The organism is Levilactobacillus suantsaii (genome assembly GCF_004115745.1).
Lineage (GTDB): Bacteria > Bacillota > Bacilli > Lactobacillales > Lactobacillaceae > Levilactobacillus > Levilactobacillus suantsaii.
Genome location: NZ_QXIL01000005.1, coordinates 114,718 through 138,714, shown reverse-complemented (window position 1 = coordinate 138,714; position 23,997 = coordinate 114,718). Strand labels below are relative to the sequence as shown.

General features: G+C 50.8%; 22 protein-coding genes and 1 pseudogene. 2 read left to right on the top strand and 21 right to left on the bottom strand.

What is annotated here, in order from left to right:
- Positions 1–108: pseudogene (locus DXH47_RS04360) on the top strand (IS30 family transposase); the annotation flags it as partial.
- 63 nt (positions 109–171) lie between these two features.
- Here DXH47_RS04360 and clpX read toward each other — a convergent pair.
- The 6 genes from clpX to rpsO form a co-directional block, all read right to left on the bottom strand.
- Positions 172–1,422: an ATP-dependent Clp protease ATP-binding subunit ClpX gene (gene clpX / locus DXH47_RS04355; RefSeq protein WP_129031917.1), complete on the bottom strand. Its 1,251-nt coding sequence runs from the start codon at positions 1,420–1,422 to the stop codon at positions 172–174.
- Positions 1,423–1,622: 200 nt separating this feature from the next.
- Entirely contained in the window at positions 1,623–2,930 is a 1,308-nt protein-coding gene (tig, locus tag DXH47_RS04350) for a trigger factor (RefSeq protein WP_129031915.1), read from the bottom strand.
- A gap of 319 nt (positions 2,931–3,249) precedes the next feature.
- Positions 3,250–4,440 (bottom strand): elongation factor Tu, encoded by a 1,191-nt coding sequence (tuf, locus tag DXH47_RS04345; protein WP_129031913.1) that lies wholly within the window; start codon positions 4,438–4,440, stop codon positions 3,250–3,252.
- Positions 4,441–4,613: 173 nt separating this feature from the next.
- A complete protein-coding gene (locus DXH47_RS04340; RefSeq protein WP_129031911.1) occupies positions 4,614–5,543 on the bottom strand; it encodes a hypothetical protein in 930 nt (309 codons plus the stop codon).
- 154 nt (positions 5,544–5,697) lie between these two features.
- Positions 5,698–7,545, bottom strand: coding sequence for a ribonuclease J (locus DXH47_RS04335; protein ID WP_129031909.1), 1,848 nt, complete (start codon positions 7,543–7,545; stop codon positions 5,698–5,700).
- Positions 7,546–7,753: 208 nt separating this feature from the next.
- Positions 7,754–8,023 carry a 30S ribosomal protein S15 gene (rpsO, locus tag DXH47_RS04330; protein WP_129031907.1) on the bottom strand — a complete coding sequence of 90 codons (270 nt, stop codon included), beginning with the start codon at positions 8,021–8,023 and terminating at the stop codon, positions 7,754–7,756.
- Between the two features lie 278 nt (positions 8,024–8,301).
- Between rpsO and rpsT the strand changes: the two genes are divergently transcribed.
- Entirely contained in the window at positions 8,302–8,556 is a 255-nt protein-coding gene (gene rpsT, locus DXH47_RS04325; protein WP_129031905.1) for a 30S ribosomal protein S20, read from the top strand.
- Positions 8,557–8,630: 74 nt separating this feature from the next.
- Here rpsT and holA read toward each other — a convergent pair whose 3' ends face one another.
- From holA to DXH47_RS04250, 15 genes are all read right to left on the bottom strand, one after another.
- Positions 8,631–9,665 carry a DNA polymerase III subunit delta gene (gene holA, locus DXH47_RS04320; RefSeq protein WP_129031903.1) on the bottom strand — a complete coding sequence of 345 codons (1,035 nt, stop codon included), beginning with the start codon at positions 9,663–9,665 and terminating at the stop codon, positions 8,631–8,633.
- Positions 9,662–11,926, bottom strand: coding sequence for a DNA internalization-related competence protein ComEC/Rec2 (locus DXH47_RS04315; protein ID WP_129031901.1), 2,265 nt, complete (start codon positions 11,924–11,926; stop codon positions 9,662–9,664). The genes holA and DXH47_RS04315 overlap by 4 nt, the downstream gene beginning before the upstream one ends.
- A complete protein-coding gene (locus DXH47_RS04310; RefSeq protein WP_129031899.1) occupies positions 11,923–12,399 on the bottom strand; it encodes a ComE operon protein 2 in 477 nt (158 codons plus the stop codon). Before DXH47_RS04310 ends, DXH47_RS04315 begins: the two co-directional genes overlap by 4 nt.
- A 46-nt stretch (positions 12,400–12,445) precedes the next feature.
- The gene (locus DXH47_RS04305) at positions 12,446–13,144 is read right to left on the bottom strand and encodes a helix-hairpin-helix domain-containing protein (protein WP_129031897.1); all 699 of its coding nucleotides are present in this window, start codon (positions 13,142–13,144) and stop codon (positions 12,446–12,448) included.
- A gap of 128 nt (positions 13,145–13,272) precedes the next feature.
- The gene (locus tag DXH47_RS04300) at positions 13,273–14,286 is read right to left on the bottom strand and encodes a SepM family pheromone-processing serine protease (protein ID WP_129031927.1); all 1,014 of its coding nucleotides are present in this window, start codon (positions 14,284–14,286) and stop codon (positions 13,273–13,275) included.
- 47 nt (positions 14,287–14,333) lie between these two features.
- Positions 14,334–14,822: a pantetheine-phosphate adenylyltransferase gene (gene coaD, locus DXH47_RS04295; RefSeq protein WP_129031895.1), complete on the bottom strand. Its 489-nt coding sequence runs from the start codon at positions 14,820–14,822 to the stop codon at positions 14,334–14,336.
- Positions 14,823–14,824: 2 nt separating this feature from the next.
- Positions 14,825–15,382 (bottom strand): 16S rRNA (guanine(966)-N(2))-methyltransferase RsmD, encoded by a 558-nt coding sequence (gene rsmD / locus DXH47_RS04290; RefSeq protein ID WP_129031894.1) that lies wholly within the window; start codon positions 15,380–15,382, stop codon positions 14,825–14,827.
- Entirely contained in the window at positions 15,379–15,663 is a 285-nt protein-coding gene (locus DXH47_RS04285; RefSeq protein WP_129031892.1) for a YlbG family protein, read from the bottom strand. Before DXH47_RS04285 ends, rsmD begins: the two co-directional genes overlap by 4 nt.
- Before the next feature lie 20 nt (positions 15,664–15,683).
- Positions 15,684–16,838, bottom strand: a complete 1,155-nt coding sequence (locus DXH47_RS04280; RefSeq protein ID WP_129031890.1) for an FtsW/RodA/SpoVE family cell cycle protein — start codon at positions 16,836–16,838, stop codon at positions 15,684–15,686.
- Between the two features lie 149 nt (positions 16,839–16,987).
- Complete coding sequence (gene typA, locus DXH47_RS04275; RefSeq protein WP_129031888.1) at positions 16,988–18,832, bottom strand: translational GTPase TypA; 1,845 nt, start codon at positions 18,830–18,832, stop codon at positions 16,988–16,990.
- 135 nt (positions 18,833–18,967) lie between these two features.
- The gene (locus DXH47_RS04270) at positions 18,968–19,762 is read right to left on the bottom strand and encodes an inositol monophosphatase family protein (RefSeq protein WP_129031886.1); all 795 of its coding nucleotides are present in this window, start codon (positions 19,760–19,762) and stop codon (positions 18,968–18,970) included.
- A complete protein-coding gene (locus DXH47_RS04265; RefSeq protein ID WP_129031884.1) occupies positions 19,759–20,058 on the bottom strand; it encodes a UPF0223 family protein in 300 nt (99 codons plus the stop codon). The genes DXH47_RS04270 and DXH47_RS04265 overlap by 4 nt, the downstream gene beginning before the upstream one ends.
- Complete coding sequence (locus tag DXH47_RS04260; RefSeq protein ID WP_129031882.1) at positions 20,058–20,963, bottom strand: Rossmann-fold NAD(P)-binding domain-containing protein; 906 nt, start codon at positions 20,961–20,963, stop codon at positions 20,058–20,060. Before DXH47_RS04260 ends, DXH47_RS04265 begins: the two co-directional genes overlap by 1 nt.
- 202 nt (positions 20,964–21,165) lie before the next feature.
- Entirely contained in the window at positions 21,166–22,593 is a 1,428-nt protein-coding gene (lpdA, locus tag DXH47_RS04255) for a dihydrolipoyl dehydrogenase (RefSeq protein WP_129031880.1), read from the bottom strand.
- A gap of 7 nt (positions 22,594–22,600) precedes the next feature.
- Positions 22,601–23,926 (bottom strand): 2-oxo acid dehydrogenase subunit E2, encoded by a 1,326-nt coding sequence (locus DXH47_RS04250; RefSeq protein ID WP_129031878.1) that lies wholly within the window; start codon positions 23,924–23,926, stop codon positions 22,601–22,603.
- Positions 23,927–23,997 lie beyond the last annotated feature (71 nt).

Here is a 23,997-nt window from a genome sequence, read left to right as displayed (position 1 = left end):
CAAGATATCGCGAAGTTTGTCAGGAATTTAAATAATCGCCCCCGTAAGGTCTTAGGCTGGAAGACACCATCTGAAGTTTTCTTCGGTAAAAAGTTACACTTGATTTGACAATTCGTCGGTTAAAAAAAGGCCAGGGTCGCAACCCTAGTCTTAATTTCTCATCATCTTAAATTATGAGGCCTTTTGGTCTCGCAAAACCAACTCGGGTTCCGCATGTTTCGTCACCGTCTCCGGTGTAATGATGACCTTACCCACGTCTCGACGACTCGGTAAGTCGAACATGGTGTCGCGCATCACATCTTCAATGATTGACCGTAACCCCCGGGCCCCAGTGTTACGGGCAATGGCTAACTTCGCCATTTCCTTTAAGGCCGCTGGTTGGAACTCCAACTGGACGTCATCAATCGCGAGCAACTTCTCGTATTGCTTGACTAATGCGTTCTTCGGTTCGGTCAAAATCCGGACCAGGTCGTTTTCATCGAGTTTTTCGAGAGCCGTTAAGATTGGTAACCGGCCAATGAATTCAGGAATCAACCCAAACTGTAACAGGTCTTCCGGAATCACGTGTTGCATCAAGCTATCGCCGGAATTCAGGACCTTTTGTTCCTTGGTGTCGGCCCCAAAACCAATCGTTTGGTCGCCTAAGCGGCGCTTGACGATATCGTCGATACCATCGAACGCCCCACCCACGATGAACAAGATGTTGGTGGTATCAATCTGAATAAATTCTTGTTGGGGATGCTTCCGGCCACCCTGTGGCGGCACGTTGGCAATCGTCCCTTCCAAAATCTTCAGTAAGGCTTGTTGGACCCCTTCACCAGAGACATCCCGCGTAATCGAGACGTTTTCCGCCTTCTTCGCGATCTTATCGATTTCATCGATGTAGATGATGCCTTTTTCGGCCCGATCCACGTCGTAATCGGCGTTTTGGAGGAGCTTCAAGAGGATATTTTCAACATCTTCACCGACATAACCGGCTTCCGTCAAAGTCGTGGCGTCGGCGATGGCAAATGGCACGTTCAACATTTTGGCTAAACTTTGCGCCAAATACGTCTTCCCGGAACCAGTTGGCCCAATCACGGCAATGTTACTCTTTTGCAGCTCTGGACCGTCATCGTTCTTGGCCATTTCGTTGACCCGCTTATAATGATTATAAACGGCGACCGATAACGTTCGCTTGGCTTCATCCTGACCAATCACGTATTGATCGAGGTTCTTGACAATGTCGGCTGGCGTTGGCACGTCCAACGTGGTTTGCGCATTGTCTTGGCTAAATTCCTCGTCGATGATTTCCTTGCACAGGTCGATACATTCATTACAAATGTAGACGCCCGGACCAGCGACGATTTTTTGTACTTGATCTTGGGTTTTTCCACAAAAAGAGCAGGTCACTGGGCCGTTCGTTTCGGTGTTTTCAAACAATAAACTCACCCTTTCTTTCCGGGCTAACGAGCCCATCTTGCGGTTAGTCAGTCTGACTTATTATCAGACTATCCCGTCATTGATGTACTATACCACAGATAGACGCGTTAGAGAATTAATTCATCTTTACGCGCGCTAAACCAAAAACCGGGACAACTATAATGCGTCGTCCCGGTCAAGTTTGCTAATTAGACTAATGACTAGTCCTTGTCAGCATCCTTCTTCTTGTCTTGCTTTGCGGAATCAGCAATCATATCCACGGCGCTCTTGATGGCGATGTCATGCTTCAGCATATCGTCAGATAACGCACTGCGAACGGCGCTTTCTTCCATGCCGTATTGGCCAGCCAGATCCTTAACTTCGGCCTTGATTTGGTCGTCAGTTGGTTCGATCTTTTCAGCTTCAACAACGGCTTCTAAGACCAAGTTCGTCTTGACCCGCTTTTCGGCACCGTCAGCGAATTGCTTCCGCAAGTCGTCTTCCGTGGTCCCGGTCAGCTGGAAGTACATCTTTGGCTGAATACCTTGTTGTTGCATGTTAGCCAGGTATTGTTCCGTTTGCCGGTCGATGTCGTCCTTGACCATGGCTTCTGGAATATCACCAATTTCGGCGTTGTCAACGGCTTCGCTGATGGCTTCATCTTCGATGGCGTCATGCGCAGCGCTGGTCTTTTGTTCCTTCAGGTGATCCTTGGTCTTAGCCTTCAATTCTTCGAGGCTGTCAACGTCTTCGTCAACGTCCTTAGCGAATTCGTCGTCTAAGTCAGGCAGTTGCTTTTCCTTAACTTCGTGGATCGTAACCTTGAAGGTTGCTTCCTTATCCTGTAAGTCCTTAGCTTGGTAGTCCTTTGGGAACGTGACCTTAACGTCAACGTTCTCACCGGCCTTGTGGCCAACTAATTGTTCTTCGAAGCCTGGGATGAAGGAGTTTGAACCTAATTCCAGGGAGTAGTTGTCCGCTTTACCGCCGTCGAATTGCTTGCCATCAACGTAACCGTCAAAGTCGATCACGACCGTGTCACCATCAGCGGCGGCTTGGTCTTCTTTCAAGACTAATTCAGCTTGTTGTTGACGTTGCTTTTCTAATTCAGCGTCGATGTCCTTTTGGTAAACCCGGGTGTTTTGCTTCGTCACACTCAAGCCCTTGTAGTCACCTAATTTAACTTCTGGTTTAACCGTCACAACGGCCTTTAAAACCCACGCCTTACCCTTGTCCATGGATTCAACGTCCACTTGGGGTTGGTCAACGGGTTCGATAGCCGTTTCCTTGATGGCAGCTTCGTAAGCATCAGGTAAAACGATGTTTAAAGCATCTTGGTACAATGCTTCCTCACCATACATTTGGTTGAAGATTTGACGTGGCACACGGCCCTTACGGAAACCAGGCACAGTCAGGTTCTTCTTGGTGCGTTGGAAAGCTTTGTCTAAGCCTTCTTTGATCTTATCAGGTGCAATTTCAAAGGTTAATTCGCCTTGATTTGCTTCCTTTTTTTCCCACTTTGCAGCCATTGTATTCCCTCCGAAATGAAAGATATTACTATTTACAATTCTAGCAATTGCATACTGTACTAGTGTACCTTAACCGGTGCTAATTGTAAAATGATTTTTGCTGAGAAGCCGTGAATGGCGCGGATTCTCTCGCTTTAAGACCCACCAGAATCAGCATCGCCGGCCCTAAAATGTTACCACTTTCTGGTGACCGCCACAAGCCCTTTGCTGGTCGCAATGAAAACGGTTATGTTCGGCCAACAGATAGCCGTTGATGCAAAAAGGGTGCGAAGCTAAGCTTCGCACCCTTTTTAAGGTACAGCTAATCAAGCAAGCTTAATTAGTCGTCAATTTCCGTAACGGTACCGGCACCAACGGTGTGGCCACCTTCACGAACAGTGAACTTCGTACCCTTTTCAATGGCAGCTGGTTGAATCAGTTCAACAGTGAACGTCACGTTATCACCAGGCATAACCATTTCAACGCCATCAGGCAATTCGATCACACCAGTGATATCAGTGGTGTGGAAGTAGAATTGAGGACGGTAGTTGGAGAAGAATGGCGTATGACGGCCACCTTCTTCTTTGCTCAAGATATAAACTTCACCCTTGAACTTTTCGTGCGTTTGGATCGAACCTGGCTTAGCCAGAACTTGACCACGAACGACTTGTTCACGGTTGATACCCCGTAACAAGGCACCAACGTTGTCTCCGGCTTCACCAAGATCCAACGTCTTCCGGAACATTTCCAGACCAGTAACGGTCGTCTTTAAGATATCGTCATGTAACCCAACGATTTCAACTTCGTCACCAATCTTAACAGTCCCACGGTCGATACGACCGGAAGCAACCGTCCCACGACCAGTGATCGTGAAGACGTCTTCAACAGGCATTAAGAATGGCTTGTCGTTGTCACGTTCTGGCGTTGGGATGTAGTCGTCAACGATGTCCATTAAGTGTAAGATAACCTTTTCTTGTTCTGGGTCGCCTTCAAGAGCCTTCAAAGCGGAACCACGAACAACTGGAATATCATCACCAGGGTAATCGTATTCGGACAACAACTCACGAACTTCCATTTCAACTAAGTCAACCAATTCGTCGTCGTCAACTAAGTCGGTCTTGTTTAAGAAGACCACGATGTAGTTAACACCAACCTGGCGAGCCAGCAAAATGTGTTCACGCGTTTGTGGCATTGGGCCATCGGTTGCGGCAACAACCAAGATGGCACCATCCATTTGAGCGGCACCAGTGATCATGTTCTTGATGTAGTCAGCATGTCCTGGGGCGTCAATGTGGGCGTAGTGACGCTTTTCCGTTTCGTATTCAACGTGGGCGGTGTTGATCGTGATACCACGTTCACGTTCTTCTGGAGCAGCATCGATATCTGCGTAATCTTCGGCCTTAGCTAAACCGCGGTCAGCTAATACCTTAGTGATTGCAGCAGTTAACGTCGTCTTCCCATGGTCAATATGGCCAATAGTACCAATATTTACATGGGGTTTAGTTCTTTCATAATGTTCTTTTTCAGCCATTAATGAAACCCTCCTGTATTTTATCGCAAGAATCCTTAACCTTCAGACGAAAATTAATAACTCTTTGCGTAAAATTATACTACTTCTTCTTTGAAAGGGAAAGCTGGAACCCTCTAAAAAAGAATCCTTGACTAGTATATCTGCTCACCAATTATTTGTAAACTAAAAAATCACTAATTTTCGGGCTTTTCGTGATTTATTGCCAGAAAAAGGGTCTGCAGGTGCTCCCCTAGGCGTTTTTGCCAGGTTAACAGTTGATTTTCCGCTGTCGTTGACAAGGGAGTTTGGGCCGGCCGCCCCACTAAATAATCGACCCAGGCTTCCGGTGCCGTGAAAACTCGTTCCGCAAACGGGTAAACTAACATCAATTGCAAATTGAGCGTTTGCCGAACATTCGCCACTAAACTCGGGTTAGTCTGCGCAAATTCCGCGGTTAAGTACCGAATGGCAGCTTGTGCGGCCGAATTGTCCGTCACTCCCCGGAGTTGCGCCGTTTGCACGTCGTATTGCTGATCGTCGAGCCATTGTAATTTCACGGTCTCATCGATCTGTAACAGATAAAGGTCCTCCAACAACGTCGACCGTAACAAGGGATGGAGGAACGGATCGATCAACAGATAGCGCACCCCGCGTAAAAACTCTGCCAAAGGGAGTTGGTGGGCCCGCGCGATGCGGTGGCGCTGTTCATTCAACGTCGTATCTCCCAGGTGATAGAACTGCTTGGCAATCACCCGTTGCGTCGCGGCGAGCGTCTGCCGTGAGGTTTGTTCGGCCACTTGCACTTGGGCCAAGCCCTGCGCGCGCCAAGCCTGCGCTTGCGGTAAAGCACACCATTGCCGGGCAAAAATGAATTGCTGATTTTTTAGAGCAATCATCAATCGATGATCGAACCAGCTTTGGTCCACCAAATAAGCAGCGTCGTTTTCGGCCGCAATCTGCTCAGCCGCCAAGAATTGTTCATCCCGATAGAGACTCAGGGCCAAATACCGATTCAGTTCGGCCGTCTGGTGAGCCTGATAGAGCGTCGTAAACGCGGCACTGGCCTGTGACCATTGCTGGTTATGAAAGGCCAGTAAGGCCCGTTGAAATTGTAACGAATCCATAAAAGCACCCCCGCTTTTCTCAATTGTCACGAAAAGGGACCCGCCTCCCATACAGAAAGGCTGGTCCACTTAACGGGGTGCGTTCCCGTGAGCGGCCCGCACCGTTATATTATATAGGAACAAAATCAGTTTAGTCTAAACTTCGCTTAATGGCTTAAGCCTTAGTGTCTGGTTTGGTAGCTGCCGCGTGTCGTCGATGCCGATGCGCTTTAGTCTTAGCCTTAGCGGGCTTCTGCGTGGCCTTAGTGTCGGCCTTCTTCCCCTTGGTTTGATGGCCCTTAGGGGCTTCCTTAGCCGCCGCTCCTTTGGCCGCTTTCTTCTTGCCAGTCCGGCGATGGTGCTGGTTGACTTCCATGATGACTGGTAAGATGACTGGCCGCCGATGAGTCTGCTCGAACAGGTAGTGACTCAAGTGTTCCCGGACATCTTGCTTCAAGTGGCCCCAATCAAACTCCTTGTTGTCCAAGTTGTTTTGAACCGCCTTGCAGATGATATCGGAACTTTCCTGCATCAGGTCCTTGTTAGCTTTCACGTAAACAAACCCGCGTGACGTAATTTTCGGTGCTGCGACAATTTGTTTCTTCTTACGATCGATAGTGACCACGGCGATGAAGATTCCATCGTCGGCCAACACTTTCCGGTCCCGCAAGACGATGTTCCCGATGTCCCCGACGCCAATCCCATCAATCATGGTATCACTCACGTCGATACTATCTCCTAGGGTGAACTCACCCTTTTGATAGGTCATGACATCGCCTTTCGCCAGGATAAAGATGTGGTCCGCCGCCATCCCCAACTCCAGTGCCGCTTGGGCATGGGCATTCAGTAACCGGTACTCACCCTGGATAGGGACTAAGTACTTGGGCTTCATCAAGTTCAACATCAGTTGTAGGTCACGTTTATAAGCATGACCCGACGAGTTCAATTCATCGGAGATCGCCTTGACTTCACCACCGGCGCGGTAAACCATGTCGCGCGTCTGGGCCACCGTGGTGTCCATGGCATGTGAAGGGGTAGTCACGATGTAGACCAAATCACCAGGCTGAATCGTCAGTTGCTTGTCTTGCTTGTTGGCCATCCGCTGAATAGCTTTGATGGGCTCGCCCGTCTTCCCCGTCTGGAGAATGACGATTTCGTCGGGTCGTAAATCGGCTAACTGGTCCGTCGTGACTAGCAGGTCATCATCAAAGGATAGCTTGCCTAATTTCATGGCCGTATGGACGATTTTTTCCAGGTCTTGGCCCGTCAAGTACACTTTCCGGCCGGTCTGCTTGGCCGCATCTAAAATCTGCTGAATCCGCAGAATGTTTGACGCCACACAGGCGACCACGATACGGCCGTCCCGATAATGGAAGGTCTCTTCGATCGATTCGGCCAGCTCTTGTTCGGAGGTGTTCATCTTCGGGTTCTCCGCGTTAGCCGAGTCACTCAACAGCGCTAAGACGCCATTTTGCCCAATGGCCCCTAAGCGGGCATAATCGGTCTGGTAACCTGGCTTGGCCGTTTGGTCGAACTTGAAATCCCCAGTGTAGACGATTTGGCCTTCGTCGGTCTTCAAATCGACCCCTAAGGACTCCGGAATCGAGTGAGTCGTGGCAAAGAAGGACACGACCACGTCACCAAAATCGATTTCTGTCTTTTCGTCGACCACGTGAAAATCATCGTAGTCTTTAATCTTTGGTTGGGCCGCCACGTCAATCTTGGCCAACGCAATGGTCATCTCGGACCCGAACACGGGGACGTTGAACTCACTTAAAAAGTAAGGCAGTGCCCCAATTGCGTCGGCGTGACCGTGCGTCAAGAAGACCGCCACGATGCGGTCCTTATTTTCTCGTAAGTAACTCCAATCTGGAATCACCACGTCAATTCCGAGCAGTTCATTTTCCGGGTACTTCAATCCGCAGTCCAAAATATAAATTCCGCCGTTAACATCCACGGCGTACATGTTCTTCCCGTTCTCGCGAACTCCGCCAAACGGGACGATCTTAATCTTTGTGCTCATAAGTTCACCTCAAGTGTCTTTTTCTGTAATTTAGGTCAATCTCTAACTAATGAGATTGTTAGTCGGTATGGATACCGAATTTCGTCCGTAGCTAAACTTATCTCATTCTACCATACTTTAACCAATTACAGAACCAAGTTGGCAAGCCCGCGGCAAAACAAAAGGTCCATCCCCCAATTGGAGAACGGACCTTTGCGGTATGGGTCGATTAACGACGCAGACCTAAGCTCTTGATTAATTCACGGTAACGTTGAACGTCAGTCTTCCGTAAGTAAGCTAACAAGTTACGACGGTGACCGATCTTCTTCATCAAGCCGCGTTGGGAATGGAAGTCCTTCCGGTGCGCTTGCATATGCTTGTTGATTTCGTTGATGTCAGCGGTTAAAACGGCAACTTGAACTTCCGTTGAACCCGTGTCACCTTCGTGACGAGCGTATTGCTTGATGATATCGTTCTTTTGCGTTTGACTAATAGCCATGGTAAATTACCACCCTTTCAAATAAGTGCCCCAAACTGAGTAAGTCGTCGGTGGCCGCCGACAAACTAAGTTAAGGGTTTGTGCTCTTCACACAGTCTCTAATCATACTGGAATCTCCCCCAAAACGCAAGGACTTTACCATCACTTACCTATCAAGTAAAATTGCTTTACAATAATCCGGCGTAGCTATTGCATTCACCCCCAGGGTTCTGTATAATGACATACGTTGAAATTAAGATTTCCGGTCCTCGGATTTCTCATTCGGAGGTGAAATTTTCATGCCAATTATCAAATCTGCTATCGAACGTGCCAAGACTAACGTTAAGGCTAACCAACGCAACTCCGCACAATTAAGCACGATGCGGACGGCTGTTAAGCGGTTCGAACAAGCTAAGACTGCCGGTGCTGACAACGTGGAAGACTTATTCCGCCAAGCAAGTGCTGCCGTTGACAAAGCTGCTTCCAAGGGCTTGATCAAGCGGAACAAGGCTTCCCGTGACAAGTCACGGATGGCTGCTCGTTTAGCTAAGTAAATCTAAAACATCTTTCGATGATGTTTAAAAAAGGTCGAGACAATCCTGTCTCGGCCTTTTTAGCTTATCTAGGTTTAAACGGTTGCTCGACTACCAGCAAATTGGGTCATGAACAGTGAGAAGAGCAGCTCTGGATCCAGAGCCGTCGACTTCATCTGGCGCTCGACCTTAAAGAGTCCCAAATACGCCCGGTTCAAATCGGCCAGTTTGAAACGACGGTGCGTCTGTAACGCCAACTTGACCCGGTATGGGTGGACCTTGAGGGTGCTCGCTAATTGCCCCTGACTATACCCTTGTTGGGCCAAGACCTTAGTCTGAATCAGTAAGCGAAATTGGCCCTGCAAGATAGCATTGATCCGTAACGGTTCTTCCTTTGCTTGCAGCAGCTCCCGGTAAAGAGCAACTGCCCCCACCGTGTTCTTAGCCAAAACGCGGTTGACCAGATCAAACACGTTTTGCGTCAAGGTTTGCCGCACCAACCCCTGGATTGCCGCCAATTGAATCTCGGTTTGCGGGTGGGTAAACAACTCCAGTTTGGTTTGTTCCGCCATCATCAAGGTTAAATCGGCATCGGTCCGTTGAATCAGCTCATTCAACGCGGCCGGTTCAATGGTGTAACCGTCTCGCTTCAATTGCGCTTGAAAGTATTGGCGTACCTGCCGCTCCGCAAAATTGCCTAACTCGATGGTCGTGGCCACCTTTTTTAACTGCTTCACGATTTTTTTACGCCCGTCCAACTTGGGGTACGGGGCGAAGAACACTAACACTGTACTGTCCATAGGGCGGTCCAAGTAGCGCTGTAAACTGGCCAGGTCGTGATCAACTTTGCTTTTCTTGGTTTCCCCCGTGAGGAACACGGGATCATCCAAACAAACGACCCGCCGTTCCCCGAAAAACGGGGCAGCCATGGCATCATCGAGTCCCACCGCCAGCGGCACGGTCTCCAGGTCATAACTGGCGTAGTTCATGGTCCGCTCTTCAGCAGGGACCAGTTGCTTGAACGCCGATTTTAACCGCCGTTGAAAGTAATCCATTTGGCCTAAAATCAGATAGACCGGTGCCGACGCTTGTCCCGCGGCCAGTTGTTTCAATAAATCCGTAATCGTCACGATCGAAAATCCCCTTCTAAGTTCAATTTCGTTTGCCACGTGCCATGGTGGCCACGATAAACGTACCGGATCATCCCCTGTTGTTGGGTATTGACCCAGGGCACCTGTGCTTGTTGCAACGTCGCGATGGTTTCGGGGCTAGGGTGCCCGTAACGGTTATGGCGCCCCGCCGAAATGACGGCCAACCGTGGCCGGAGTTGGGCCACAAATTCGGGACTAGTTGCCGTATTACTCCCGTGATGGCCTAATTTTAACACATCGGCTCGCAATTCAGGATGAGCCGCCATGATTTTCCGTTCCCCCACTTGGTCCAAATCTCCCATAAACAAGAAATTCAACCCACCGAAGGTCCCTTGCAGCGCCAACGACCCTGGATTATCGGCCGGCATCACCGTAAACGGATGATGGACGACCAGTGGACCGGGAGTCCCCACTTGAACTGCGGTCACTTTCAATCCGGGATAGTGCGCTACAGTCCGTTGCCAGGCTGCTTCTTGCACCATCCCCACCGAGGCCCAGACCTGATCGACCTGAAAATTTTTTAGGATAGCGGGTAAGTCCCCAATATGATCGGCATCATGGTGGGTCAGATACAAGTCGTTGATACGGGTAATTCCCCGACTTTTGAGATAAGCAACACTGTTTTTTTCAGCCCCATACGTCACGGGCGTTTTCGGCGCCCAAGCCGGCTGGGGAAAGGCCAGGCGACCACCTACGTCAATCAGCATAACACGTCGGTTAAAGGGCTCCCGGATCAACAAGCTATCCCCCTGCCCGACATCAAAGTAGGCAACTTCACCGTGGAGGGGCCAGTGAATCCAACCAAACGCCAACAAGTAACTGGTCAGCAATCCCATCAGCCAGCGGCGGCGGGTCGCGGGTGGCCGACTCAACACCCACCAAGTACCGAGGTACCACCCCCAAGCCACCAACCAAAAGGGCTTGCCAAAGGCCACGTTCCCCGGAAGACTAGCTAATCGGCGTAGGCTCGCATCAAGAGTCGCCAAGCCCGTCGCACAGGTCGTCGCCACCTCTGGCCACCACCGCGCACTAATTGTGCCAATGACGGTCAACGGTAATAAAACGGTGGGGAACAGTGGAACGACCACCCAATTAGCCAGCAACGTCAAACTATGCCACTGAAAAAGCCCCGTCAAAAGACTGGGTAACCCCAACAGCGTCAGGCCAATTTCGCGCCAATGCAAGGGTTCCGCTGCCAGTAGAATCAGCGCTAACGATAACCCATAGCTCAACTGGCCACCTAGTTCGAAGAGAAGACCTGGATTGACCCATAACCCCACTAGTAACGCCCAAGTCCAGGCCGTGAGTGGTGAAACGGACTGGTGGCATCGCCGGCCAGCTAACTGGAAACCGCGCATCCAGCAGGCCCGTAAGACCCCACTGCCGCCACCGGCTAAGATGGCGTATCCCGGTAAGCCTAACAATAACACCCATTCCCACCATTCTCGGGGTAGCCGCGCGTGGATCAGACCCCACTCGGCAACGGCTAAGACTAACGCCACGTGCAATCCCGAGATAGCAAAGAGATGAATCAAGCCCAGCTGTTGCATCCCCGCTAGTTCTTGGGGACTATCACTAGCTCGTTTACCAGGAAATAGGCCTAGCGCATAGATCCGTAAGGCACCTGGTAGCCGCTCACAGTATTGAATCAAACGACTACGCAGGCCATGCCAACTATCCTGCCACCAAGTCAAGCCGTGACCGGTCGTCGGTTGAATGGTCATAGCCCCCGCTTTCAACGTGTTGGCGATGCCGCGGTGACCCCAATAAGCGGCCGCATCGAACTGGTTAAAATTAGGGGCGGCTAGCAGCCCCGCTTGTTGGCCACTGATACGCCATAAAGTTGGCCGCGTCAAATGAGTCAAGCGCCGCAGTTCGGCCGCCGAACGTAGCGTACCGTGGACCAAGACCCGTTCACCACTAGGTTTCTGACCAATCACCGTGTAACCACTGCCATAAACGACCGGACTATCTGGCTGCACGCGCAGAGTTGTGGTCACGGTTTGTGGCTGCGCCACCGGATACCGTCGCCGAGATAGCTGAGTCGCTTGCCAGCTAAACCAAGTCCCAAACACTAGGTATAAGACTACCACCATCCACCAAGTAACGACCGACCTTAACGCCCAGATACGACTCAGAATCAGAATTAATAACGCCGCGCCGCCCCATAAATGGCCCCCGAACATCACACTCAACGCGACTACGGGGAGACTGGCGAGAAACCAGTGGGCCGCGGTCATTGTTCTGGTTGCTTAGCTAGGAGTTGACTCAAGACCTGTGGATCTACCGTGACTTGTTGCACGGCCACGTGTTTCAATTTCAATAACTTTTGTGCATACGGGTCATTATGGTAGTTACGTAGGTAAGTGATCTTCTTGATGCCCGCCTGTAACAACATCTTGGTGCACTGTAGACACGGGAAATCGGTCACGTAGACCTCCGCGCCGTCCGTGGCTTCCCCGAACTTAGCACACTGCAAGACCGCGTTCATCTCGGCGTGAATCGTCCGAACACAGTGACCGTCCACTAAGTAACAGCCCTGGTCTAAACAGTGGTCGTCACCCGAGACTGACCCGTTGTAGCCCCCGGCAATCATCCGCCGGTCCCGGACTAAAACGGCCCCGACAGAGAGGCGTTGACAGGTACTGCGGGTGGCAATCACCAATGCCTGTAACATAAAGTACTGATCCCACGGAATTCGTTCTTGTTTCACATTCGTTGCCCCATTTCTACATATTATTGGTCTAGTATACCACGCGTTAAGTCGTCAATTGGTCCTGCAAATGCGCCACCGTTTTCTCCCCAAAGCCCGCCACCTGGGTCAAATCACTGACCGATTTAAAGTCACCATGCTCATTACGATAATCCACAATTTTTTGGGCTTTTTTGGCACCAACACCGGTCAACTGTTGTAAATCGGCAACCGTGGCAGTGTTTAAATTGACGACGGGCGTACTCGAACTGGCGGCGCCAGCACTGGTTCCGGTAGCTGCACCACCATCAGTTGGGCTGGCATTAGTGGCGGGCGTTTTCTCACCCTTCAACGGGATATACAACTGTTGCTGGTCCACCAACCGCGTGGCTAAGTTAATTCGTTTCCGGTCCGCTCGCGCCACTAATCCCCCGGCAGTCTTGAGTGCATCGGCTACCCGCATTCCCTGGGAAAATTGGTACAATCCCGGTCGTTTGACTGCTCCCTGGACATCGACAAACACCCGGGTGTCGTGGCTCACCGTACTGGCCTTCGAAATGCCCGTAGCTCCGGAACTCAGCGTCTGCCGCGATGTCACTAACGCCGAATTCGTGGTGGCCGGCGGTGGTGTTCCCGTAGCCACCGAAGTCGCTTCCGGTCGCAACAGCATCCAGCCTAGTCCGATCAGCACCACGACGCCCATGCTCCCCACTATGAGCTGAACACGCCGCGGCAGTTGTGCTAGCCATTCCCAAATCACTTGCATCCCTTTGCACCTCCTGGTTATAGTTCTAACTCCGAAAGGCGTTCCTAAATTTTTGCCGTCAGCTAAAAAAACCAACCTAGCCGTTCCGGGACATCCCGAAAAGCCAGGTTGGCTAACTCACCTTTGGCCTAAGACTTAGGGTGAGTCTGTAAGTAATGGAGTGCGTCCTTAAAGGAACGGACCGGGACGACCTTCATATTTGGTGCATTCTTTTTTGCCGTTTTCTTAGCAAGTTGATAATTCGTTTGGTGGTTTTCCTCATACTTCAAAACCGTCTTAGTGGGCTTTACGTACGGGGCAAAGAATATCGTGGCTCCCGCTCGTTTGGCGGCAATGACCTTTTTATCGATTCCACCAATCTCACCAACATTGCCGTGACTATCAACGGTCCCCGTCCCGGCGATTTTACGGCCATGCCGGAGATTTTCACCGGTCAATTGTTGGTAGATCTGTAGGCTGAACATCAAGCCACCTGATGGTCCCCCAATATTACCGGGATCGACGGTCACCTTGGGTTTGGCTTGCACCTTGACATTATCGGTCAAGGTAATCCCAATCCCCGCCTTACCCGTTGAAAGCTTCATGAGTTTGGCAGTCGTTTTTTTCGTCTTGCCCTGGTGGCGATAAGTGACCGTTAGTTTCTGGTGGACCTTTTGGCGTTGAATGTAGTGTTGATAGCCCGTCATGCTATTAAAGTGGTGGCCGTTGACCTTAGTCACCGTATCTCCCACCGCTAAATGCCCTTTAAAGGGCGAATTAGCCGCTACACTCAGAACATAGATCCCGAGGTACTTGCGGGTCACCGGCCGCTTAGCCGCCTTGTAAGCCGTGTAAATGGACTCGTTAATCGCACTCTGCATATAAAAGTCCTGGACTTTGTCATAAGTGGCATTGCTTGCTCCTCCGGTCACACTAGAAGCGGGTTCAATCGAGTAGTAAGACTTCAACTTGGCGTACAGGTAGCTTACCGGACGCGCTTGCGCCACGGTCACCGAAGTAATCATGAACTTCCCCTTTTGTTTGTCCTGATGATGTGGCATGGTCACAAAGGCCTTCAAATCATCGGCTTCACCGGGACCTTCGATGTAGCGGGGCAACGGAAGCATAAAGAAAGCCAAAATAGCCGCCACCGCCACCAGCATCCCCACGAACTGGGTCCACTGCTGGCGCGTCACACGTCGTAATCGTTTCACTTTGTGTCACTTCCCAACCGCTGCGCCAGGGCCTTGGCGACCGGTGCCGGCACCAGGGTGGTCAAGTCACCCCCGAACTTGGCGACTTCGCGTAAGAGACTGGACGACACAAACTGGTACTTTGCATCAGCCATCAAGCAGACCGTTTCAATCTTAGGGTCCAAATGGCGGTTCATCCCCGCAATGCCCCGTTCGTATTCAAAATCGGTGCTAGTCCGCAACCCGCGAATCAGGACCGTGGCGTGCAACTGATGCATGAACGCCACGGTCAGTCCGCTTTCGACCTGTACCGTCACGTTGGGAAGCGTTTGGATGCTTTGTTGGATGAAGGCTACCCGCTCACTGGGCGTAAAGACCCCTTTTTTGGAGGTGTTTTGCCCCACCACGACGACCAACTGGTCAAACAAGTGGCTCGCCCGAATGATCAAATCCAAGTGGCCGTTAGTTAGGGGATCAAAGCTCCCCGGAAATACTGCAACCGTCATCGCTAACTCCCTTCCACAGCGTAAATCGTCAAAACTGTAATGCCATAATTTCGTTGTTCCACAAAAGTGAATCCCGGAATCTCCTCCGGTAATTGAGCGTTTTGGTCGGTCTCACAGACCACCCGGGCCGTCGCCGTTAATAACCCCAGCTCTTTAAGTTGAGCCATTTGAGCGACGATTTTTTGCTGCGCGTAAGGAGGGTCAAAGAAGACCAGATCGAAGTGTTCACCCCGTTTGGCCAGTGCCGTGACAGCCCGATTGGCATCGCGCTTCAAGATTTCAAAGCGCTCGGGCACCTTAGTCACCGCCACGTTCGCTTGAATCGTCTGAATCGCGGCGTACTGCCGGTCAATCAAAACGGCCCGGTCAATTCCCCGAGAGACTGCTTCGATACTCAGCCCACCGGAGCCTGCAAAGAGATCAAGGCTTTGACCACCCGAAAAATAAGGCCCGATAATGTTGAACATGGCCTCTTTGACTTTATCAGTGGTGGGACGCGTGGCCCGTCCCGGAACGGCCTTCAAACGGCGGCCCCCAAAATCACCGGCAACAATTCTCATTCGTCATCATCCTCTGTTTCCGTCGCAACAGTTGGTTTCTCAACCCCGTTGAACGTTTCTTTAATCTTCGGTCGGTCAGACGGCACGACCCGTTTCACGAACCGTAAATGTTGTAGTTGGTCCACCAGGTCAGTAACCTGGTCTTGATCGACATATAACACGACGTAACGCATCTTTTTAGACACGTACATCACCGTGCCGTAACGTTTTAACTGCCGCGTCTGTTTTAAGCTGTACGTATACACGATTAAACTTTGCCGTGGCTGAATTTCAAATGCCATGTTACTCGTTCCCCTCTCTACTAATGGGTCGCGCGGTAATACTTTTGCCGCGCACTAATATTCAACACCAAGCCCATCACTAAGGCCAACGTCCAGGTACTGGACCCCCCGTAACTAATGAATGGGAAAGTGACCCCGGTAATCGGCAATAACCCCAAGACACCCCCTAGATTGAAGAGCGTTTGGACGGTCAAATACGTTGCTGCACCGTAGCAGATCAAGCCATAATACGTTGAATTACTGCGGACCCCGATCAACACCGTACGGGTAATCATCAAGAAAAGAACTGCGATGACGATTAACGCCACAATGAGCCCTAATTCTTCGGCTAAGATAGCCATAATAAAGTCGGTGTTGGGTTCGGGTAAGTACCCGGTCTTTTGGATACTATTACCCCAGCCAACGCCAAAGATTCCCCCATTGCTTAAGGCATAGTAGGAATTAACCAGTTGTTGCCCGACCGATTGAGAATGGGCAAATGGGTTCGTAAAGGCCACGATACGTTGTAACTGATACGAATCTTTGGCGAACCCACTTTCCGACAGTTTGACCAGTAAAGGAAAGATAACCCCTACGACCAGTAAGATTCCTCCGGTCATGAGTCCGGTTGCCCACTTCCAATTAATGCCACTCGCCAAAGCTAGTACCATGACGATACAAGCGTTGATGGTCATCCCCCCAATATCCGGTTGGACAAAAATTAACGCTAAGATGGCGATACAAATCAGCAGTGGCCGCCGCATCGACAAATACCAGCCCTCCGTTTCAATCTCTGTTTGACGGTTGGCAATCGCGTTGGCCAGCCAAACAATCAGGTAAAATTTCACAAATTCCGCAGGTTGTAGGCTGATGGGCCCTAAATGATACCACCCAGCAGCCCCGTTGATGGTTTGACCCACCAGTAATAAGCCCCCTAATGACACAAAAGCGGCGATACTCAGTATCCGCAGCACATTGCGATCACGAAGCTTCTGCAAATTGAGCGCCATCATAAAGGTGATTACCAGTAATCCCAGGATGACGTAAAGCGTTTGTTTCAATAAGTAACTGGTTGGACTCCCCCCGTTTTGCGTCCCAATATCCGCACTGGCCGAGTAGACCATGACGATGCCTAACACGCTCAGTCCGAGATAGGGGACTAGGAGCCAGTAGTCCAAATATTTTAATTTTCGCATACTGTCGTTCGCCCCAAGCCTGCCGTTAAATCGGCAATCGAATGCTTATATTATAGCATAGACGTTCACTGAGTTTCAGGCCTAAAGAAAAGGAAGACCGCGGCGGTTTCCCGTGCAGTCTTCCCCGTAAAATTTTAGTTAAGTTTTACTTATTTGTTGTTTCCGTGGCGCATCTTCTTAGCGGCCTTTTCACGTTCGCTAGTGTTCAAGATTTGCTTCCGCAGACGAACATGTTCTGGAGTGATTTCACAGTATTCATCTTCGTTGATGAATTCCAGTGACTCTTCCAAAGACATCTTCAATGGCGTCTTAACCTTGGCAATATCTTCAGAACCAGCGGCCCGGACGTTGGTTTGGTTCCGGCCACGCGTGATGTTGACGGAGATGTCGTTATCCCGGCTGTTTTGGCCGATGATCATCCCTTCGTAAACTTCAGTACCTGGATCAGTGAAGATGATTCCCCGGTCTTGAACGGCCATGATAGCGTAAGTCGTCACTTTACCAGAATTGATGGAAACCAGCGTCCCGTTACGACGACCTGGGTTCCAGTTCTTGATGACTGGCATGTACTTGGAGAACGTGTGGTTCATAATCCCGTAACCCCGGGTCATGGACAAGAAGTCGGTCGAGTAACCAATCAACCCACGCGTTGGGGCCAAGAAGGTCAACCGCGTTTGACCGTTACCAACGGCTTCCATGTTCTTCATTTCACCCTTCCGCTTGGAAAGAGAGTCGATGATGGAACCGGTGTATTCATCCGGCGTATCGATTTGCACGGATTCAAATGGTTCGCAACGGGTGTTGTCAATCGTCTTGTAGATAACTTCTGGACGGGAAGCTTGTAATTCGTAACCTTCACGCCGCATGGTTTCAATCAAGATGGACAAATGCAATTCCCCACGGCCGGAAACGATCCAAGCACCTGGGTCTTCCGTGTCGTCAACTCGTAAGGACACGTCGGTATGCAATTCCCGCTTTAAGCGTTCTTCGATTTGACGTGACGTCACGAATTTCCCTTCGCGGCCCGCAAATGGTGAGTCGTTGGTCCGGAAAGTCATCTTCAAAGTTGGTTCGTCAATCCGCAATAATGGGAGTGGTTCCAAGTGATCTGGATCCACAACGGTTTCCCCAACGTTGATGTCTTCCATCCCGGAAACAGCAATCAAGTCCCCGGCTTTCGCTTCGTTGATTTCCAAGCGCTTCAAGCCAAAGTAACCAAATAGCTTCGTAACCCGGAAGTTTTGTTGCGACCCGTCCAGCTTCATAACCGTAACGTGGTCCCCAACTTTAATCTTCCCCCGGAAAATCCGGCCAATGCCGACCCGACCAACGAAATCGTTGTAGTCCAACATCGCAACTTGGAATTGTAACGGTTCATCAGCATTATCCAGTGGTGCTGGAATATTCTTAATAATAGTGTCAAAAATTGGTTTCATGGTGTGTTCTTGGGTCGATAAGTCTGGGTCGTAACTGGACGTCCCGTTCATGGCCGAAGCGTAAACAACGGGGAAGTCCAATTGGTCTTCGTCAGCACCCAGTTCAATAAAGAGATCCAGAACTTCATCGACAACTTCAGAAGGCCGGGCACCTGGACGGTCAACCTTGTTGATGACCACGATTGGGGTCAAGTGTTGATCCAAAGCCTTCTTCAGAACGAACCGGGTCTGCGGCATCGTTCCTTCGTAGGCATCGACAACCAACAAAACGCCATCAACCATACGCATGATCCGTTCAACTTCACCACCAAAGTCGGCGTGTCCTGGGGTATCCAAGATGTTGATTTGCTTGTCGCCGTAGCGTACCGCCGTGTTCTTGGACAGGATCGTGATTCCCCGTTCCCGTTCAATGGCGTTGGAGTCTAAGGCCCGGTCCTCAATCGAAGCGTGGGAATCCAACGTGTCGGATTGTTTCAGCATTTCGTTAACCAACGTCGTCTTCCCGTGGTCAACGTGGGCAATGATGGCAATGTTACGGATATCATCTCTGGTTTTCAAGTGTATTTCTTCCTTTCGTACTTGTTGAATTAGATGGTTCTTGGCGAACTTACAGAGCAAGTACGCCCTATTGTAGCGCCATTTACCGGTAAAGTCCAACCGTACCGGCTGTCGCATAAAAAAACTGTGACCAAGTCACAGTGAGACGTCATCTTCTTCAATTTGGAGAATATCACGTTGCGCTTGTTTTGTCGCTACTAGTACAAGATTAGATGATAGCATATCAAGCGGCTGTCCGTCAATAGTCGACATCTGAACCCCCAGCGTATTGAGCAGAATTTGCCCCGCGGCAAAGTCCCACGGTTTCAGGTGCGAAATGTACCCTAAAGTCTTGCCCACCATAACATTAATCATTTCAATTCCGGCACTGCCGTAAATCCGCATCCCCGCACTGGCGTGGACGATGGCCTGCATGTGAGCCACATCGTGAATCACTAACGGTGAACTCATGCCGATCAGTCCGTCGCTCAAGGCTAAGTCAGCCGGGGCAGTCAGTTGCATCTCGTTGGCCCAGACACCGCCTAATTGCGGCCCACCCCGGTATAAGACATCCTTCATGACGTCATAGATAAACCCGAGTTGCCCCACGCCATCCTGATAGATGCCAATCATCATGGCAAAGTTATCCCGTTGCTTCACAAAATTCATCGTTCCATCGATGGGATCCACAATCCAAAGCCGACCGGTCGTCGACGTCACGTGGTCACCAAACCCCTCTTCACCCAAAACCTGGGCTTGCGGGTCCAATTGCCGAATCCCTTGAATCAAGAATTGCTCGTTCCCCTTATCCACGTTGGTAACCAAATCTTTCCGACTGGTCTTTTCGTCGATGGTCAACGCCCGTTGCATTTGGGTCAATACCCGTTGTCGGGATTGTTGCAAAAGTGCCACCACTTGGGCACTCAAGTCTTGCCAATTTAAGTCACTCATTTTTGTGATCCTTTCATTTTAATGGTAGCCGTCGTGGCTTGGCGTGCTGCCTGTATCGTCCGGTAAATACTATAGCCTGAAACCGCCTGAAAATCGCGGTCAAGTTGCTTTTCCTCAAACTTCTGGGGGACGACCGTCTGGAAGTCCCGGTATGCCGTTAGTAAGTCAGCCACGGCCACCCCTTTCCCCCGTTCGTAAGCAGCTTCCACGTCCTGGTACAGCTGTGTCACCTTAATGATATCAGCCGTTGACCAGTCCGGTTGCAGGGGGTACTCGTAATTCATTGCTTGTGCCATTAATTTTCCTCCGTTTGTTGGCCTTCAATCTGACCAATGTCATCCTGGATTGCGGCCACACAAGCAGCGTAGTCTTGCTGCTCGTCTTCCGACAACGCTAACTTCGGCAGCGGCTTCCACCCGTCAGCCGAGACCAGCACCGGGGTCGCCGTGGCGTAAGTCGGCGTTTCTGGTTGTGGGTGCGCGACGGGCACGATCACGGGATGACCCATCAAGACCGACCGCAAGATGCGAATCAACACCATGAACCGTAGTGTCGTCTGTGGCGCCGCAGCTTCCCGCTGTAACCAGCTTCCCATTTTTCCCAGGTCATCCGCCCCAAATTTAGCATCGGCGTTAGCCAGATACATCAAAATGGGCGTTGGCCCAACATAGGTTCGACTCCACGCTGCAATGGGAGTCGCTGAACGACCAATGACGGTAGTTTGAATCGCCCGTGGTCCCACGCCTAACCGTTCGGCCAACCGACAAGTCAACAAGCGGGTCAGTGGGTAAGTCCCCAAGCCCAAGATTTGGTGTGGCGCTGCCCCCGAATACTTCCACGCAAAGTAAGTAAATAAGTCATCGTGTTCCCCTGCAAAGATTAACTGCCCCTGAAATCCGTTCTCCAAAATTCGGTTCGTTACCCGCCGCAAATTGGCCACTCGCGTTACCAGTGGCTGTTCCGTCACCGTTTGATCGAGTAAAATCAGCCAACTTGCCTGCGCATAATCGGTATTGGTCCCCACCCGGATCGACAGCTGCGGGCACAATGCGCTCGCGACTACCAACGCCTGGTACTGGGGCGTATCGTCCGTGTGTTCCGGTAAAATCACGCAATCAATTGGTAGATCCGCCATCAGTAGTTGATGTAAAAACTGATTGGTCTGCGTTAACTCCCCTTGAATGAGTAATGTCGGTTTCATTGACAAGCCTCCATTTGGATTTCTGAAATTAAGTCATACCATCATTATAGGGGAAGCCCCCTGGATAGCAAGGTTAAATCTGTTCCTCGTTGCGCCACTTTGGCGGGGAAAAACAACTGCCAAGCGCGGCATGACCAACACCAAAAAGGGATTCGGCTTTAGCCCCGAATCCCTTTTAAAAGTTATGACTGCAACAGTCGATTTACAGATGTGTTGGGTAACCCAAAGCAATATCGGCTGCTTCTTGAATCGGTTCGTTCAGCGTTGGGTGCGGGTGAATCGTCAAGGCGACGTCCTCGATATTCATCCCACCATTAACGATCAACGATAACTCACCAGCCATGGTGCTGGCTTCTGGGCCAACGACTTGTGACCCAACGATGTTTTGGTTGTCATCGTCCGTGTAAACGAAGCGAACAAAGCCTTCTGGTTGATCCAGTGAAACCGCCCGCGCGTTACCGGCAAACGGGAACTTCGCCGTCTTCACGGCAATCCCCTTGTCCTTGGCTTCGGCGGCCGTCATACCGACCGTGGCTAATTCGGGATCCGCGAAGCAGACCGCCGGAACACTGACGTAATCGTTGGCGACCTTCTTGCCGGCAATGGCACCGGCAGCAGTCTTGCCTTCGAAGAACGCCTTGTGGGCCAGCGCTGGACCGGCGACAATGTCACCGACCGCGAAGATGTGTTCGGAATCGGTCCGGCCTTGGTTATCAACTTGAACCAAGCCATGGTCATCCAACTTGACCTTCGTGTACTCCAGGCCCAGGTTGTCGGTGTTTGCCCGCCGACCAACGGTGACCATGCAGTAGTCCGCTTTGATCGTAGATTCCTTGCCATCGACTGAATAGGTCACAGAGACGCTCTTGTCATCTTGTGAGGAGCTCTTCGCCATCGCGTTCGTGATGACGTCGACACCCTTCTTCTTCAAGTTCTTCAAGACAACGGCGACCATGTCTTTTTCAAAGTTAGGCAGAATGGACTTCGTTCCTTCAATGATAGTGACGTGAGACCCTAAGCTGGCGTAAGCCCCCGCTAATTCGGTCCCCACGTAGCCACCACCGATAACGACGAATTCCTTAGGGATTTCTGGTAACCCTAAGCCGCCAGTGGAGTCGATGACCCGGCCTTCAAACTTGAAGCCCGGAATTTCAATCGGATGACTGCCGGATGCAATAATCAAGTTATTGTATTCGAACGTTTGTCCGGTATCCGTCGACATGAATTGCTTCTCACCGGTTGGCATGACCCGCAACTGCGTGTCACTCAAGAAGACAGCTTCCCCGTTAACCACGTCAACGTGGTGCTTCTTCAACAGCATGTTGACCCCGCCGGTCATCCGATCGACGACTTTATGCTGCTTCCAATCTTGGGTCTTCTTAAAATCAATCGTGGCTGGTTTCGTCGTAATGCCGTAAGGGTCACCATTATTTGCTGCTTCTAACCGGTGGCCCGCTTGAATCAAAGCCTTGGAAGGAACACAGCCAACGTTTAAGCATACCCCACCAACGGTGTCAGATTTTTCGACCAGCGTGACCTTTTGGCCTAATTCTGATGCCCGAATTGCAGCAACGTAACCGCCGGGGCCGGCACCAATAATGACGGTATCCTTTTTTTCAACATCTGCCATATTTCGATCATCCTTCCATTAACAGCATTTCTGGATCATGCAGCAATGCGTTCATTTCGTTCAAAATATTTTGTGCTAACGCACCATCAATCAACCGGTGATCGTAACTCAAGGAGAGCTTCATCATCCGGCCAACTACGATGTCACCATCGTCATTGACAACGGGTTCCTTTTCAATCCGGCCAACCCCTAAGATAGCGACTTCAGGTTGGTTAATGACTGGCGTGAACCAGCCGCCACCAATGGACCCAACGTTACTGATGGTAATAGACCCACCAGCCATGGATGCCGGTGACAACTTGTTGTCGTAGGCCGCTTGACTATTTTCGGAGATTTCCTTAGCAATCTCGAACATGCCCTTGGAATCTGCGCTCTTAATATTTGGAACGTACAGTCCGTGGTCCGTGTTCGTTGCAATCCCGATGTTGTAGTAGTGCTTGTAGACGATTTCTTGCGTCGTGTCGTCAATCGAGGCGTTAAGTTCTGGGAAGTCCTTCATGACAGCAACTAAAGCCTTCACGATGTACGGCAAGAAGGTCAAGTGGATGTCCTTATCAGCGGCAGCCTGCTTGTACTTCTTCCGGTTAGCCATCAGCTTAGACACTTCAACTTCATCAAATGAGGTGACGTGTGGCGCAATGTCCTTGGATGACCGCATGCTCTTGGCAATGATCTTCCGCATTGCGGACATTGGTTCACGGGTCTCCAAATCTGGACGATCAGGTTGCCATGGTTTGATTGGCCCACCAGTAGCGCTCTTGCCAGCTGGTGCGGCTTCGGCTTCGGCTCCGCCTGCGGCAGCTGCAGGTGCAGCTGCACCATTGAAGTTGTCGATATCAGCCTTTAAGACCTGGCCGTGGTTCCCAGTTGGGGTAACCTGGGTAATATCGATATCTTTATCACGGGCATACTGCCGAACGGATGGCATCGCCATCACTAACTTGTTCGGATCTGAAGCCGCCGGGACACCAGTTGCTGCGGCCGGTGCGGCTGCAGGTGCTGGCGCAGCTGACTCTTCGGCTGGCGCGGCGTCTTCATCCGGTGCAGCGTCTTCCTTTGCGTCGCCACCCTTACCTAAATCAGGTGGAGTGTCTGAGCCATCATCAATCACAATCAGCGGGTCGCCGATTTCAACGGTGTCACCTTCTTGGGCAACAATTTGTGAAATGGTCCCGTCAACAGGCGATGGCAGTTCCGAAACCGACTTGTCGTTTTGGATTTCGACTAACGTATCGTCTTCCTTAACTTGGTCGCCTTCTTTAACTAGCCATGAAGAAATTTCGCCTTCGGCCATTCCTTCACCAAGCTCTGGGAGTTTGAACGTATAAGCCATGGGAAAACTTCCTTTCTTTCATCATAATGCAGGATGTCTCCCACATCGTTTTTTTAATGTTTTTAGTGAAA